This window comes from Pseudomonas sp. R4-35-07, assembly GCF_003852235.1.
Lineage (GTDB): Bacteria > Pseudomonadota > Gammaproteobacteria > Pseudomonadales > Pseudomonadaceae > Aquipseudomonas.
On record NZ_CP027732.1, the window covers coordinates 3,748,630 to 3,764,867 of the forward strand.

General features: G+C 59.4%; 5 protein-coding genes. 2 read left to right on the forward strand and 3 right to left on the reverse strand.

The genetic code is table 11. The annotated features are described in order from the left end of the window. The first annotated feature begins 16 nt into the window (after window positions 1-16). The gene (locus C4J89_RS17065; protein WP_124415109.1) at window positions 17-10,429 is read left to right on the forward strand and encodes a peptidoglycan-binding protein; all 10,413 of its coding nucleotides are present in this window, start codon (window positions 17-19) and stop codon (window positions 10,427-10,429) included. A 418-nt stretch (window positions 10,430-10,847) separates the two neighbouring features. On the opposite strand, the gene C4J89_RS17080 is transcribed toward C4J89_RS17065, so the two are convergent. The 3 genes from C4J89_RS17080 to C4J89_RS17090 all read right to left on the reverse strand — a co-directional run bounded on the left by C4J89_RS17080 (window position 10,848) and on the right by C4J89_RS17090 (window position 14,419). Beyond that, on the reverse strand, window positions 10,848-11,720 hold the full coding sequence (locus C4J89_RS17080; RefSeq protein ID WP_124415111.1) for an oxaloacetate decarboxylase: 873 nt from the start codon (window positions 11,718-11,720) through the stop codon (window positions 10,848-10,850). A 119-nt stretch (window positions 11,721-11,839) separates the two neighbouring features. Further along, window positions 11,840-13,147: a C4-dicarboxylate transporter DctA gene (gene dctA / locus C4J89_RS17085; RefSeq protein WP_124363493.1), complete on the reverse strand. Its 1,308-nt coding sequence runs from the start codon at window positions 13,145-13,147 to the stop codon at window positions 11,840-11,842. 102 nt (window positions 13,148-13,249) lie between these two features. Continuing rightward, entirely contained in the window at window positions 13,250-14,419 is a 1,170-nt protein-coding gene (locus C4J89_RS17090; RefSeq protein WP_124363494.1) for a mandelate racemase/muconate lactonizing enzyme family protein, read from the reverse strand. A 99-nt stretch (window positions 14,420-14,518) separates the two neighbouring features. Between C4J89_RS17090 and C4J89_RS17095 the strand changes: the two genes are divergently transcribed. After that, a complete protein-coding gene (locus tag C4J89_RS17095) occupies window positions 14,519-15,394 on the forward strand; it encodes a LysR family transcriptional regulator (protein ID WP_124415112.1) in 876 nt (291 codons plus the stop codon). Window positions 15,395-16,238: the final 844 nt, after the last annotated feature.

The following is a 16,238-nucleotide window of genomic DNA, read 5'->3' on the forward strand; positions in this document are numbered from 1 at the left end:
TTCAAGGAGAAGACAGATGGCCAACAATCCACTGAGCAACCTCGCCGCGGCACTGACTCGCGATGCCGGCGCCCCGATCCTCCTCACCCGTGACTACCTGATCGCAGGCCTGGCGGATGCCGGCGTCAGCGTTTCCGACAATCTGGACAGCGACCTCAATGCGGCCTTCCAATCGTCTGTCGCCGGGTTGTCGATCAGCCTGACCGCGCAAAGCGTGCAACCGCTGAACCCGACCAGCCAGACGTTCAAGGTCACGGGCGTCAGTGCGCGGTTTCTGCAACAGGACGTGCAGCAGGGGCTGGTGCTGACCTTCGGCCTGAGCGGCATCGACGGCGCGCAGGCCCTGAGCCTGGAGATCGTCACCACGCCGGCCAGTTGGAGCTGGTCCGATCTGTCGAGTTTTGCCACCGGGATTCCCTTCAAGTGGGCCGTGATCAGCAACGCGGTGTTCACCTTCAATGACAATCTGGGTCCCTGCCAGGGTTTTGCCGCCAACCTGACGCCGCCCGCCCAGCTCAGCAATGCGGTCGCGGTGGTGCAGGGCCTAGGCTTTCCAACCCTGGCCCTGCCCTTCAGCGGCAGCATGGATTTCGCCAAGGTCGACGGGATCGATATCTTCATGCCGACCACGACCCTGCAGGCGCCTTTCCTCGGCGCGGACAGCGGCCTGAAACTGTTGTACCTGAGTGTCGATGCGCCGGTTTTCGGGTTGATCATCGGCCCACCGGAACTGCAGGACGGCGACGACCCGGCGCAAGCCTTCTACGACCAGCAGGTCAGCCTGTATCTGGGCCTCGACCTGAGCCTGACGGACCAGCGCGGTCAATCCATCGACTACCAGATGCGCGCCCTGGCCCAGATCAACAATGGCAACGCGTTCAATTTCTACCTCGGTCACAGCGACGACGGCAGCGCGCTGTTGACCCCGGCCACGGTCATCGACCTGCTGGACAACAAAGGCAGTTTTTTCACGGGAACGCCACCGGTCTTGCAGCAGTTCCTCTCCGGGATCGGCCTGCGCAGCCTCAGCCTCAGCGGCACCACCAGCCCCAGCCTGGCCCTGAGCAGCGCCAGCGTGACCTTGGGCGCAGACCCGACGGTGATCAATGTCGAGCACCCTTGGGTCCCCTTGCAGGACCCGACCAACCAGTTGGTTTTCGGCGTCACCGATTTCGAGTTGGTATGGGGCATCAACTATCTTCCCCAGGGCAGTGCCTATAGTTTTCTGTTCCAGACCCAGTTCCTGTTGTTGCCCGAGGTGTTCAAGGGCAAGACCACCGGCGAAAACGGCCTGTTCTTCGTCCAATTCAATTCCGACCTCCAGTTGCTTGCACGTTTCGACGGTACCGCCAATCTCAACGACCTGATTGCCACGCTCACCCTGGGTTTGATCCGCATTCCCAAAAGCTTCGTCGATGCCTCGCTGTCCGACGTAGGCCTGAGCCTTGACGTGGGCGCCAAGAGCTACGCCTTCAACGCCGGCTTCGAACTGGACCTGAACCTGTTCACGCTCGACGGCCTGCCGATACTCTCGGTCACCGACGGTCAGCTTTATATCAAGGCCACCACCCCCACCAGTGCCAGCGGTGTCGCCAATACCGCGCCGGTCACCACTTACCAGGCAGGCATCGGCGGACTGGTCGGCATCGGGCCGTATTTCGCCAACGCCAGCATCGACTATGACGGCACCGAGTCCCCAGCCACCTGGACCGTCGCCGCACGGCTGGCGCAACCGGTGGATGTGCAACAGCTGGTCAGCCAATTCCTCAGCTTCGGTGGCGCCTTCACATTCCCCGACTTCCTGCCCGGCACCCTGCTGGTCGACACGCTTGAGGTGGACGCCACTCTTGCCACCGGTGCCACGCCGATCGACCGCTACACCGTCGCCGGTAGCCTGCGCTGGACCTTCAACCTGGGCCAGGCCTTCAGCGTCGACACCCTGGCCACCCTGAGCCTGAGCTACGACGCCAGCAAACCCGCCCAGCAGCAGTACAGTGGCAGCGCCACTACGCTGTGGGATTTCAGCTTCCTCAACGACAGCGTGCTGCTGGGCTATAGCTTTGCGCCCGACAATCAGGGCAGCAATGCCCAATTGAGCCTGTCCTGGGAAGGCTTGACGGCGATTTATCAGGTCGACAAGAAAACCCTGACCTTCACCCTGAAAAACTGGAGCCTGGGGCGTCTGATCCAGAAACTCATGCAGTCCCTGGGCGACCCCTACTTCACGCTCGACTCACCCTGGGACGTGCTCAACCAGGTTTCCCTCGACGGCCTGTCGCTGGTCATCAGCCTGGAAACCAGCAACGGCAGCACGCCGACCATCGCCGCCAAATACACCCTGGCGAGCAAGATCGACCTGGGCTTCATGAGCATCGACGGTCTGGTGTTCGAACGCAAGAAGGTCGACGGCGTCGACAAAATCACCCTGGGCATCGACGGTTCCTCTGTGTTCAAAGGCAACAATCCCGAGGAACAACAGGACTGGAGCAACCTGCTGGATCCCCAGAAAGGTCAGCCCGTGGACAAGCTGCCTTCGGTTCCGGGCCAAGGTACGGACTATTTCAGCCTACCGTTGCTGGTACTTGGCCAACGCGTGGCCATCAGTGGCTACGACAGCTTCGCTAATACCAAAGCGGTGATCGACGCCTTGAAAGCGGTGCCTTCAACCACCGGCTCCAGCAACCCGCTGAACCCTGGCGACAGCGGTACCAAGGGCACGCCGTACTACAACCGCAACAGCGACTGGCTGATCGCCGGGCAACTGTTGCTGCTCAAGACCGGCAAGGACTGGACCGTCGACCTGATGCTGGTATTCAACGACCCCAACCTCTACGGCCTGCGCCTGGCCCTTGCCGGAGAGAAGGCCAAGGCGCTGGGTAATCTGGTGCTCGACATCCTCTACAAGAAAATCACCGACGATGTGGGCGTCTACCAGATCGAATGGACCTTTCCCGACAGCATCCGCAACCTGAACTTCGGTGCGGTATCGATCGTGCTGCCGGAGATCGGAGTGAAGATCTATACCAATGGCGATTTTTTCATCGACATCGGCTTCCCCTACAATCTCGACTTCAGCCGCTCGTTCTCGATTAGCGCGATCGTCTACGGCGTGCCAGTGCTGGGTGCCGGTGGTTTCTACCTGGGCAAGCTCTCGTCGGTCACCGCGACCCAGGTACCGAAGACCACCCAGGGCACTTTCGACCCGGTGATTGTCTTCGGCCTGGGCCTGCAACTGGGCCTGGGCTACAACTTCGTCAAGGGGCCGCTCAAGGCCGGCTTCGCGCTGACGGTATTCGGCATCCTGGAGGGCACTATCGCCGCTTTTCACGCCTATCGCCCGTCCACCGCGCTGGTCACGGCCAACGGCAGTGTGCAGGACGACTACTACTTCAAGATCCAGGGCACAGTCGGGGTCATCGGCCTGCTCTACGGCAGCATCGACTTCGCGATTATTTCGGCGGCGGTCAACGTGCGCATTACCCTGTCGCTTTCGCTGACGTACGAGAGCTACATGTCAATTCCTATCGCGGCCCGAGCCACGGTGGAAGTCAGCGTCAAGGTCAAGATCGACCTGGGATTGTTCAGTTTCAGCATCAGCTTTTCATTCCATGCCGACGTCTCGGCGCGCTTTGAGATCAATGCCCTCAACAGCGGCCCGGCTCCCTGGGCCGAGCCGACCGCGCTGCTGGCTCGCCAGGCTCGGCATCTGCAGCTCGCCGGCCAGCGACGGGCCGTCACACCCAAGGCAATGTCGGTGCCGCGCAGTGCAACCAAGCCGGCATTGAACCTGTACGCGACGCCGCAATTCACCGTGATGTGCAACGAAGGCGTGAACAGCTACAGCGGCCAGCAAGGTGCTTTCGTGTTCCTGTTGACCATGGACGCACCGTCCCCGACTCAACACACACGGCAGGCGGTTGGCTCCAGTAGTTTCGAGCGCTTGTGCGCCGATTACCTGCCGTGGCTGATCGGCACCCTGGGCTCAGCCAGAAGCGAGCAGGACACCCTGGCCGACATCCTCGGCACGTTGGTGGACAAGGCCCTGCTGGAGGTGGATATCGAACGCCTTGCCGACCTGGCCAACCCGCCGTTCGGCATCAGCGAGTTGTTGACGTTCCTGTCGTCCTTCGACGTCAGCATCACCTTGCCCGACGCTGCCAACCAGGCGCAGATCAAGCAGGTGCTGGAGGCCGGCTCGGTGCTGTTCCCGGTCTTCGACGGCCTGTCCCTGGACGTCCCCCTGGCGAACGCCGGCAGCGCGACCCTGGACTTTCTCCAGTACGTGGGCACCAACAGCACCTATCGCAGCAACGTCGCGCAGTTATTCAAGGAACTGGCGGCCGTTGTCACGGCCAAGGATGAGCGCAGCGCGCCGCCGCTGCGCGCTGCAGACGATGCCAACGAATCGATGGCCGCCGTGATTTTTACCGATGCCTTCATGGTCATCGGCCGGCAACTGTTGCAGGTCGCCCTCAATGCCTTTGACGACTACGCCTATGCCACGGCCAACGGCAACTCCATCGAGCAGATTCTGCAATGGACCAATGAAGCACGTGGCAACAGCCTGACCCTCGACGATATTGTCCGGCCCAATGCCGAAGTCGCCTTGACCGGTGGGCTGACTCTGAACATCCCTCTGCCCGCCTATACCCTGCAAAGCAGCGACACCCTGGCAAGCGTCGCACGGGCCTGGTCCGACAGCGCCGTGCCAGCCCGTTGGACGACCACTGCGGCGGGTTTGATCCTGGCCAACGGCAACTCGACGGTGATTGCCGCCGGTCAACTCATCAGCCTGATGGTGGGCAACGACATTCACCAATACACCACGGGCCCCGGAGAAACGTTCAACAGCCTGGCCAGGGCCCTGGGAATCGACCTGCCCGCACTGGCCATGGACAGCGCGCTGTACATCATGGCCGACCTGCTGTTGCCGGGCCAACCGTTGCTGCTGCCGAGCCTGGCGTACCAGACCGCCGCCGGCGACAGCCTGAACAGCAGCGGCGCACGCTTTGGCGTGAGTGCCATGGCCCTGTTCAGCGATCCGCTGTCCGGCAACGTCAGTGTCGGGCCGCTATTTGCCACGCAACAGATCACCCTGACAGCCCTCAATAGCCTCTTTACCCAAGACCTGTGGGCCGTGGTGGTGGGCACCGATCAACTGGCCCAATTGGCCGGCATGCTTTCGCGCTTTTTGGCCTATGGCCTGCGCCTGCCGTCGAACCCGGCGGGCATGGGCGGCCTGAGCCTCGGCGCGCAATTTCTCTACCCAAACAACCAGAGCGCCTATGGTCTCTATCAACTGACCGGCCAGCAGTTCCCCACGCCAACCGACCAGATGCCCGGGACTGACTTCCCCATCAGCCTGAGCCGGGACGCCAGCAGCCATGGTGTCGACTTGTCGTTCGTAACGATCGCCGGCGGCAGCAGCGGCTCAATGAACCTGAACGAGGCCTACAGCAACCTTTGCGTGGTGCTGGCCTACGCGCAAAACCGCAAGTTCCAGCCGGCACCGAGCATCAGCCTGCTGCCGACCGTTGCCCGCAGCCCGAAAGACTATGCGGTTAAAAGCATCTCCCTGTGGTCGACCGCTGACCTGCAGCAGTTGCGTGACCTCTGCCAGCCGAACCTGCGAGCCTCAACCGAAGAGGCGCCCAGCGTGCAACCGATACTCTGGTCCCTGCCGGATGGCCTGGTCCGGCTGAGCAACCAGCGGGTGGGCTGTCTCGCCCCGCAACTGCCTGATCTCTCGCAGCAACTGCCCTACCTGCCGGCCTTCACCCCCTGGGAAGTTTCAACCGACCCCGCGACCCTCGAAACCACGCGCCGCGAAATAGCCTCCTACAGCTACGCGACCCGGGTTGACTTCACCATCAAGCGGCTGCCCCAGGCCCAGCCCGGCGTCATTGCCAGCGATGGCAGCAGCCTGGCGTATACCTACCAACTGCTCGGCCCTTCGGCCACCGATGCGCAATTACTGGAGCGCCTGTTGGGCGCGGTGAGCGAGCTGGGTACGTCAATCATCAGCGGCCAGTTCCTGCTGATGCCCCAGGGCAATGCCAAGGCCAGCAACCTGCTGAGTCAGGCACAGAGCGACTTCCTCGCGTTCCTGACGCAGACCAACCTGTCGACCGAAACCAACCCGCCACCCGACTTGATGACCCCGCGCACAGCCGACGACGCGGGGCCGCGTGGCATCCTCAATCCTCCCCAGGAAGTGGTAAAACTGCTCTGGGAACTGTCTACCGTCCGTTCGGGCGGCTACTACTTGAGCTATTACGACGTGATCGCCGCCAGCGGGTTGCCCGATGGGATTTTCGACGACAGTGGCACGGCGACCCTGACCCTGGTAATGACCTATCCACGGGGTGCCCTGCTAGGCCGCCTGTGCAACTTCATCAATGCCTTTGCCACCACCGATACGGTGATCCAGCAAGGCAGCCACATGGCCCTGCGCTCGGCCAGCACCGCCGGTGTCAGCCAGCCGACCCGCGCCAGTGACAGCCTGGAAAGCCTGGCGACGTTCTACGGTATAGGCTCCGGCCGCATTGCCGAACTCAATCCGGGCGCGACCCTGACCACGAACGCACAAGTACCGATAGACGGCATCATTCACTTGGTGACACCGGCCGACTCCAGCGCAGGCAATGGCGTGCCTGCGGCAATCCTCGACAATCTGGCCCGCTACTACTCGGTGGGGGCACTGCAACCGGTCAGTGCAGCGCAGATCGCGGCCCTCAACCCCGGCGTCAGCGCCGCCAGCACCGTGGCGCTGTTCATCCCGGCACTGGTCTATGTTGTTGACGGCAGCCTTGCACCGGGTAACAGCCTGCGGTCCCTGGCCGACTACTACGGACTCGATCTCGATGCACTGGCGGTCGGCGCCGAGCGGGTAGTCGGGCTGCTGGCCAGCGGCAGTGCGTTGACGCTGAATACCCGGACCTTCGATTTGCAAGCGGTGTTCAACCAAGGCAATGCCGCTTTCAGTGTCCTGCGTGACAACCCGCCACCGGTGGATTCCCCGAGCGTGGACCCGGACGGTTATGCCAGTGCCTACCTGTACAACCTTTACTCGGTGCTGAGTGCAGGCATCGATGGCTCGCCCTGGTACAGCGCCAGCGACCTGGCCCTGCCCTTCGGGCCACAGCGGCCGGACATTGGGGCGGATGAACTTGAGGCGCAAATCCATCGTCGAGCCATGCGCAACCCGCAGAGCCGACGCGAGGCCCTCAACGCTCTGGCCGAGGACAGCCAGTACTTCTATCAGCAAACCCTCGGCCTGGCCCGCCGCGCCACCAGCAATGCCGCCCCGCAGCCGGTGGACCCAGGCCTGCCGTCCGCCTCCGACAACCCCTATCGAGGTGTGGGCAGCTTCGCCCAGGTGAACCTCTCCTGGCTGGACATCTTTGGCAACATCACCGTGACGCCCTTCCAGCAGCCGCCGCCCGGCTACAGTGGCAGCCTCAACCATCCTCCGCTGCCGTTGCGCTACAACGATCGCCTGATCGCCCTGTCGGCCTGGCCCAACACCCGCGCCTTCTACACCTATGAAGCCGCTGCCGGCGGCGTGCAACTGGTTATCCACCTGAGCCTCGACACCTCCAGCTACGACCCGGCCGGCGGCGGCGACATCAAGGTCCAGGCCGGTAAGGATCTGGAGATGTTCAACCTGATCTACTACCAACTGAACCAGACCTACCAGGACTTGAACCTGCCCTGGTGCAACGGCCGCGCGGTCAGCGTGGAACTGGTCAACAGCCTGTTCGCCCAGCCGCTGAGCCAGCTTGACATCAGCCAGTCGCAGCCGTTGCTGGACTACATCAACGGGGTGATTCTGTACCTCGGGCAATTGACCCAGGGCGCCGCTGCAGCACCACCCGCTACCGTGCGCCTGTGCCTGGCAGTGGATATCGATAACCTCGCGCCCGGCTCGATCCTGCCCCTGAGCCTGACCCTCAGCCTGCGGCGGGTCTCGACCCTGGTGGCGCCGGATGTCGCCGGCCTGGCAGGCGGCGTGGCGGTGACCAGTACGCTGCTGCCGGTTCCCGATCCAGTGACCGCCAGCACCAGTGGATATAGCGTGTTCGCCGCAGCCTTCGAGGCGCTGTTCCTGCGCCCCGGCGCCTGGCTGACACGGGTCGGCAGCGGCACCGCAGACCCCGGCAGCACGCCGGACGGACGCAGCCAGACGCTATGGGCCGTCCGTTTCGCCGAGCAGGACGGCGCGGCAGGTATTCGCTACCGCATCGATCCGGTCCCAGGCTACTTCGCAGCCCGGCCGATCGCTAACAGCCTGACCTCCGACAGCGTGCAGATCTACCCCACCTACCGGCCGGACCAGCCGTTCCCTGGCGATGACCTGGCGACACTCAACCTCACGGGCGTCGATCAGAACCTCTGGTTCGAAACCGCCCTCAAGGCCATCGACGGCTTCCTGTCACCCACCTATGCCCCCTCGGTGTTCCTGCTCGACACCCTGCTGGGCAGCAAGGACCCGCTCAAGGACGGTTATCTCGGCAAAATCCTCAGCGCCAAACAGGTGCTGGCTGACGATATCGCGTCCACCCTGGAACCGGTGCTATCGGCAGGTCCGCAAGACGGGGCAACCCGGGCCGCAGCGGCTGAAAAACTGCGCCAGGCCCTGCTCAACCAGCTGTACTCGGCCTACAGCACCACCGCTATCGTCGGCTTCTGCGTGCAAGGCAGCGCGACCGACCAAACGTTGTCGCTGTACGGCCAGCCGACCGTTTCGGGTTCCAGTCAGTCAACGCCCGGCACAGGGAACGACAACTACGCCTTCGGCAGCGGCCGCATTCGCTTGCAGGCTTCGGTTGGCGAAAGCGCCCTTGCGTTTGTGTTCAATTCCCGCAACGAGGCAGCAAGGAGCTATGTACCACTGGAACTGGCGTTGCAGGTCAGTCACCTGGAACACGACATGCGCAGCGTCCCGGGGATCAGCGGCTACACCCAGTCGAACTGGATCTCATTGATCAGCGGGCCATTGCTGATCCCCTTGGCCGGAGGGCAGACCATGAACCTGCCGGTGCTGCTGCGATCCTTGCCTGAACCACCGACGGTCCAGCGCCAGACGGCGACAGCCTGGGCACAGCCGGCGCAAAGTGCTTCGGACCTGAGCAAGTGGACTTATGCCTTTGACTCCCTGGTCCGGGGTGCCGCCCAGGACAGCCTCAACGTCGCCATAGCCCTGAACACCCCGACAACCAACGGCGCGTTGCGCAGCACCGGTAAAAGCCTGGTCGCGGCATTGGCCCAGTTCGTCACTGTTTACCCGAGCATCGAAGTGGCCATGCAGCAGAACCTCACCGGGATCAATGTCAGCCAGCCGACCGAAGTGCAAATCGCTGCGGCCCAGCATGCAGTGGCGGCCTTCGTGTACATCGTCCAGGAGGTCACCGATGCCTACCATGCCTGGGCCAGTCCGATCCGCAGTAAAACCGCGTTTGTGCCCCCCCAAGCCCTGACCTGCGCCTTCAGCCAGGTGCTCACTTGGGTGATGGTCGACGGGCAAGAGGCGGCCCAGACCCTGCTGCTGGACATGACCATCAACGATGTGGCGGCCAGCTACGATCCAGGTACCGGCCGAATCAGCGCCACCCTGGCGCAATGGGGCGAGGTCAGCCTGCCGGCGCCACGGGTGGAAATAGATCCGACGCAGTACGAGGCGGTGAATGTCATCGATCCGGACATCCCCGGGGCGGTCGCCTACCGTTATCGCCTCAAGAATGTGGTACCGGCAGAATGGCTCGATTATGCGCAAGCGCTGCTGGTCAACGAGCGCTGTACCAGCCTGCCGGCCCTCAACGTGTTCGATCATCAGGACGCGTGGGCTTCGCTGTCGGTGGAGCGCAACCGCATCCTGTTCCCCGCCGCGCAGATCGGCACCTTGCACACCAACCCGCTGTTCCGCTTCTCCACACCGGTCGTGCGTTTTGTCGACAGCATCAGCCCCCACATCATCCAGGACAGCTTTTCCCTGGACAGCCTGCCAGTGGCGAAGGCGAGTCTGGAGGATTACTTGAATGTGTTTTTTGCCGCCCTGGGTTCAGGCAGCAACGGCACTACGGTCCAGGTGGGCATGGAGGGGCGCTACAGCTACGACATCGCCGGGCAGGGAGTCGTCGCGCGCACCGTGCTGCCGGCCGCGCTGATGTTGCCGGTGAGCACTTCGCTGAATACCCCGCCCGCCTTCATCAGCACATTCAGCCAGGCCATCGATCGCTGGCGCCTGGCCGAAAAAGCCACGGTCCAGGGCAACGCCCGGATCGACCTGACCCTGCGCGCATTCAGCGCCGACGATCCGGCCCAACTGGCCCAGGGAGCATTGCCCTCAGACAACCAGCCGCCGTTGCTGAGCATCGAAAATCTTTGGATATCGGCCAACAAGGTTCCCCCGGAACAAGGAGGTCTATGAGGCGAAAATGCTGCTGACCAGGCAGGTCGCTTTCAGCGGAGCAACGAGATGGTCATGAACCTGGCGTCGAGTCCATCCAGCTAGAACGTCCTGCCTATTGGGTCAAGTGGCGAACAGATCAGCAAGCGCCAGGCGGAATGCCGTCTTTGTTGAAGTCCTTCAAGCGCTCACGCTCTTGCTCAGTGGAGTGCGCTGGGGTTTCCTGCTCGGGCTCTTTCTTCTTTTCTTCAGTCATCGCTATATCCTCTGGGTGGTAGCTGTTTCGGCACCTAGTGGAATCAGCAGTTCAAATCAATCCACTTGTAGTGGTCAACTAATCCCGGACACGACGTTCAGTCTTTCTTCGGCCCGAGCTGGCGCCAGCCCTCCGTTGAACGGATGCGGTCGAATCCAGTTGTATCAATGCATCAAAAGTTTTTTAGCCGAAGTCGTGTCCTGACTTCAAATAGGTTTTCGCCCACTCACAGTAATTGTCCGAGAGTGTGTATTTAGAAAGCAGATCAGGAAGCGAAAGCTCGCTTCCCTCTGTGCCGCTTTGTTCGCGCAGCGCCTCGTAACTCGCTTTGATAGCGGCCAAAAATGGAGCATGCCCATTGACCACGATCCTCACATTGGCTGCGCTCAGTTTCTCAACATCGCTCAGTGCCGGGTTTCCATAATTGATCAGCATGATCGGCACGCAAAGATGCGAGGTGAGTGCCTCCAAATGTTGGAAGTCCTTTACTCCGACAAGGCAAATCGCGTCAGCCCCAGCCTTTTGATAGGCCGTGGTGCGTGCAATGGAGTTTTCCAAAGTGGTAACGGCCGCATTCGTACGGGCGATGATGCTGAGGGCATCATCTGAACGGGCAAACCGCGCAGCGTAAATCTTGCTTGCGGCTTCTTCCATTTCAATAAGTACGTGCGACTGCTCGTCGTATCTGGCCGGTAGGTGGGTGTCTTCCAGCGTCAGGGCAGCAACACCGGCTTTCTGCAGCTCGGTCACTGTTCGCATTACATTGAGTGCGTTACCAAACCCATGATCAGCATCCCCAATGATTGGGATCTGGCTGGCCCGACCGACTCTGGAAACCTGCTCGACATATTCATCAAGCGTGATCAGAGAAATGTCCGGAGCTCCGAGCACTTGAAGCGAGGCGACGGAGCCACCTTGAATGGCAACCTCAAAGCCAAGGTCGTATGCCATACGAACCGAGATAGGATCGAACACGGAAGCAGCAAATTTGCAGATGGTTCCCTGGAGTAAATCACCAAACGCCTCGCGCAGTTCATGATGTGATCGCTCAATCATTTTTGGCTCCACCAAGTTCTTACAAGTAATTTATTTTTCTCATTCGAGTTGAACGAAACCTGCAAGGCACTACCGGTCATATCCGTTTCTAAGGCGAGCTGACCGGCTCTCTTTGCAGGCTATTTCTGCGCCAGCAATGCCTTCCTGGCCGTCTTTTCGTGTTTCATTGCGGCAATCTCACGCTCGCAGGCTTCGGCGTCAAAGGAGTTGTCCCATTTGGCAATGGCGAGGGTGCCGATACCGTTGCCGATCAGGTTAGTCACGGCTCGCGCTTCGTTGAGGAATCGGTCGATGCCCAAAAGCAGGACAAGGCCTACCAACGGAATGGAGTGGATGGTTGTTAGCGTTGCCGCAAGGGTTATGAACCCGGCACCCGCTACGCCAGCGGAGCCTTTTGAGGTCAGCAGGAAGACACCCAGCAGAATCATCTGATCCATAAACGTCAGGGGCGTATTGGTGGCCTGTGCGATAAAAATCGCCGCCATGGTGAGGTAGATGCAGGTGCCATCTGCATTGAAGGCATATCCAGTGGGTAGCACCATGCCCACCACTGACTTCTTGCAGCCGAGCTTTTCAAGTTTCACCATCATTCGCGGAAGCACAGCCTCGGTTGAGCAGGTGCCAAGCGTGATGAGAATTTCATCTTTGAAATAACGCAGAAATTGCATCAGCGGCATGCCCGACCATCTGGCAACCGCCCCCAGTACGACCACGATAAAAATCAAGGTAGTGATGTAGAGCGCGACCAGCAACTGGCCGAGTGACAGCAAGGTACCAATGCCGTACTTGCCTATAGTGAACGCCATCCCGGCGCCGGCACCAAGGGGAGCCAGGCGCATCACCATTGCGACGATCTTGAACAGCCCTTGCAGAAACAAGTCGATGGTATTGATCAGCGGTTTGCTGGTTTCGCCCATTTGAACGAGGGCAATGCCCATCAATACCGAAATCAGAATGACCTGAAGCATGACGCCATTGGAGAATGCGCCAATGAAGGTGCTCGGGATGATGTTGAGAAAGAAATCGATAGTGCCGCCCTGTTCACTGGCGGCTTGGCTGTACTTGGCGATAGCGCTGGCATCAAGCGTGGTAGCGTTGATATTCATCCCGGCGCCTGGCTTTACGACATTGACCACAATAAGGCCGATGACCAGCGCAATGGTTGAAAGGATTTCAAAGTAGAGCAGCGCCTTGACGCCGATCCGCCCGACCTCCTTGATGCTGCCCATCTTGGCGATACCCACCACGACAGTACCGAAAATAATCGGCGCCAACAGCATTTTGATGAGTTTGATAAAGCCATCCGCAAAAGGTTGAAGCCTGGCTCCGAATTGCGGTTCAAAGTGACCAATTGCAGCGCCGATGACGATACCGATCAGCACCTGCACATACAGCTGGCTGTACCAGCGGGACTTGGACATTTCCACGGTAGCACCTCATTTTATTTTTGTGATGGGCATGTGGTTTGGCGTCAGTGGATGACGCCTGAGTCTGCGGCCCCTTTAAAAGGAACCGCAGATCGGGGTTGATCAGCCTTCGCCTAACTCGCGCATGACTGCGTACAAGGCGGACTTGGCTTCGAAACCAACACCTGGAATATCCGGCAGGCCGACATAACCATTTTCCACCTTGATTCCGTCGGCAAAGCCGCCGAAAGGCTGGAACACGTCGGGGTAAGATTCGTTGCCACCCAGGTGCAGACCGGCTGCGATGTTCAGGGACATCTGGTGGCCACCGTGCGGAACTACGCGGCGGGAAGACCAGCCCATTTCTTCCATCACTTTCAGGGTGCGCATGTACTCCACGAGCCCATAGGACAGCGCGCAGTCGAACTGAAGAAAGTCGCGATCAGGGCGCATGCCGCCGTGGCGCAGAAGGTTACGAGCATCCTGGTGGGAGAACAGGTTTTCCCCGGTCGCCATAGGCAGCTCATAGTGATTGGCAAGCTCAGCCTGAAGTGCGTAATCGAGCGGATCGCCGATTTCCTCGTACCAGAAGAGGTTGTACTTCTTGATGGCTTGCGCGTAAGCAATACCGGTCTGAAGATCGAAACGACCGTTGGCATCGACCGCCAGTCGACGACCGTCCCCAACCACCTCGAGTACCGCTTCGATGCGACGGATATCTTCGTCCAGTGGCACCGCACCGATCTTCATTTTGACAACGTCGTAGCCACGATCCAGGTAGCTCTGCATTTCTGCTTTGAGTTTGGTCTGGTCTTTGCCTGGATAGTAGTAGCCACCTGCTGCGTAGACCCAGACCTTGTCATCGGCCACGCCGTTACGGTAACGATCAGCCAGCAGGCGATAGAGAGGTTTGCCTTCGATCTTGGCGACGGCATCCCATACAGCCATGTCGATAGTGCCAACTGCTACTGAGCGCTCACCGTGACCTCCAGGCTTTTCGTTGGTCATCAGGGCTTTCCAGATGGCAAACGGATCCAGGTTGTTGTTTTCATGATCGACGAGCGTGTCTGGATCAGCTTCGGTGATACGCGCCAGGAAGCGATCACGCATCAAAGCACCTTGACCATAGCGACCGTTGGAGTTGAAACCGTAGCCGATGACAGGTTTACCATCGCGAATTACATCCGTGACAACAGCGACGACCGAGCAAGTCATTTTGGAGAAATCGATATAGGCGTTGGCAATTGGGGAGGCAATAGAAACAGTTTTTTCGCGGATGTCTACGATACGCATAACGGGTTCCTCTTGTTGTTTGTGGCCACACGTTATGCTTTGCGATGACACCCGCCCAATGCTATTAATGCCGCGCCCTATGCACAGGAGGCATTGCCCTTGGAACTCGTTTGGCTTGAGGATTTTTCAGCGCTTGCGGAATACGGCAGCTTTGTTAGGGCGGCTGAAGCACGGCATGTTACGCAGCCAGCATTCAGTCGCAGAGTGCGCTCATTAGAGAATTGGATGGGGGTACAGCTGTTCGTTCGCACGCCTCAAGGTGCGACCTTGACCGAAGCAGGGAGGCAAATTCTGCCAAGTGCTCAGGAGGCCGCCAGGCGCTTGTACAGAATGCGCAACGAGGCTCAAGAAGTGGCGGGAATGGCCGCTAAATCGCTGCAATTCGCTGCAACCCACTCCTTGTCGTTTACATTTTTTCCAAGGTGGCTTCGAAGTGCAGAAAACGGCGCCCCAATCGAGGCTGTGCAATTGCACTCGGATAGTATGGCTGTCTGTGAGCAAATGCTAATACATGGACAGGTTCAGTTTCTGCTCTGCCACCGCCATCCCGACGTTCCCCCCTTACTGGCTCCTGACCAGTTCATGGGTAAGAAAGTTGGAGAGGACGTTCTCGTTCCTTTGGCGAGTGCTTCTGCCAACTTCGGCACCTCCCCAGCGGCATTGCCATATCTGGCTTACAGCCATGAGTCAGGATTGGGGCGCATAGTCGCTCACCGACTGCGTGGCAAGGAAGATTACCTTCACCTCAAACCACTTTTCAGCAGCCACCTCGCGGCAGTTCTGATGTCCATGGCACTGGAAAGCAAAGGAGTTGCATGGTTGCCCAAAAGTCTCACCGAGCAAGAAATACTGGATGGCCGCTTAGTCAGAGCACTCGACGAAAGCTGGGATATCCCCTTGGACATTCATCTGACCCGTCCGATAGCGCCACTCAGTCAATCTGCCGAAGAATTCTGGGCGAGGATGGGCGGCTAGATCCATTTAGCTACCTACAGTTCTCATTCATCAATGGCATTCTAGTGGCTAACAAAACCAGATACGTCACGTATTCGTGAAGTATCTGATCACTGAATCGCCATTGTTTGAAGTCAGCAACCTGATTCATCAGATTATCGCCAAATTGAACCCCTACTGTGGGGCACTGCGAAGCATTGACGCATGCGCGACCGTGAAACAGACCTAATCCCAGGTGCAAAGTATCCGAGGTGCTATTCAGTGCATCGGCCACCTGTTCTTTGCGCGGCTGATTGATTCACAGATAACGGTAGGGCCTTGGGTGAACCTCGAGTGGTACTTCCTGCGCCCTGTTCTCATGCCTCTCCAGAATTTATGCGCCAGCTAAGATTCCACCTAGAGCTAGCGGTTTTGCAGGGGTGAAAACTAATAAAAATAAAAAAGGGTCGCGAGATAAAATCTCGCGACCCTTTGAAATATATGGTCGGGACGGAGTGATTCGAACACTCGACCCCTAGCACCCCATCTCCTTTTTCATACTTCTTGAAAGCTTCCAAAATTTTACTCTGGATTTTTCCAAGCGAGTATTTACTTGAGCTCCAGCGGTGTTCTGCTCTACGAGAGTCCAGTAACGTCCATCAAGAGCCGACGTTTTTGTGGGGGGAAAAGTAGGGGGAGCACCAGCTCAAGCTATGATCCAACCGAGAATAACTGGTGGAGTGAATAGGGTTACCGATCGGTTATCCTTTCAAAACACCCTGCCAAAAATCGAACCGCCAATACTGAATTTCATACAACTGGAATGCTTGTGATCGAAGGAAATGCACTTGTGGCAGGGTCTGCCTTGCGATTCATTTACGTTTCG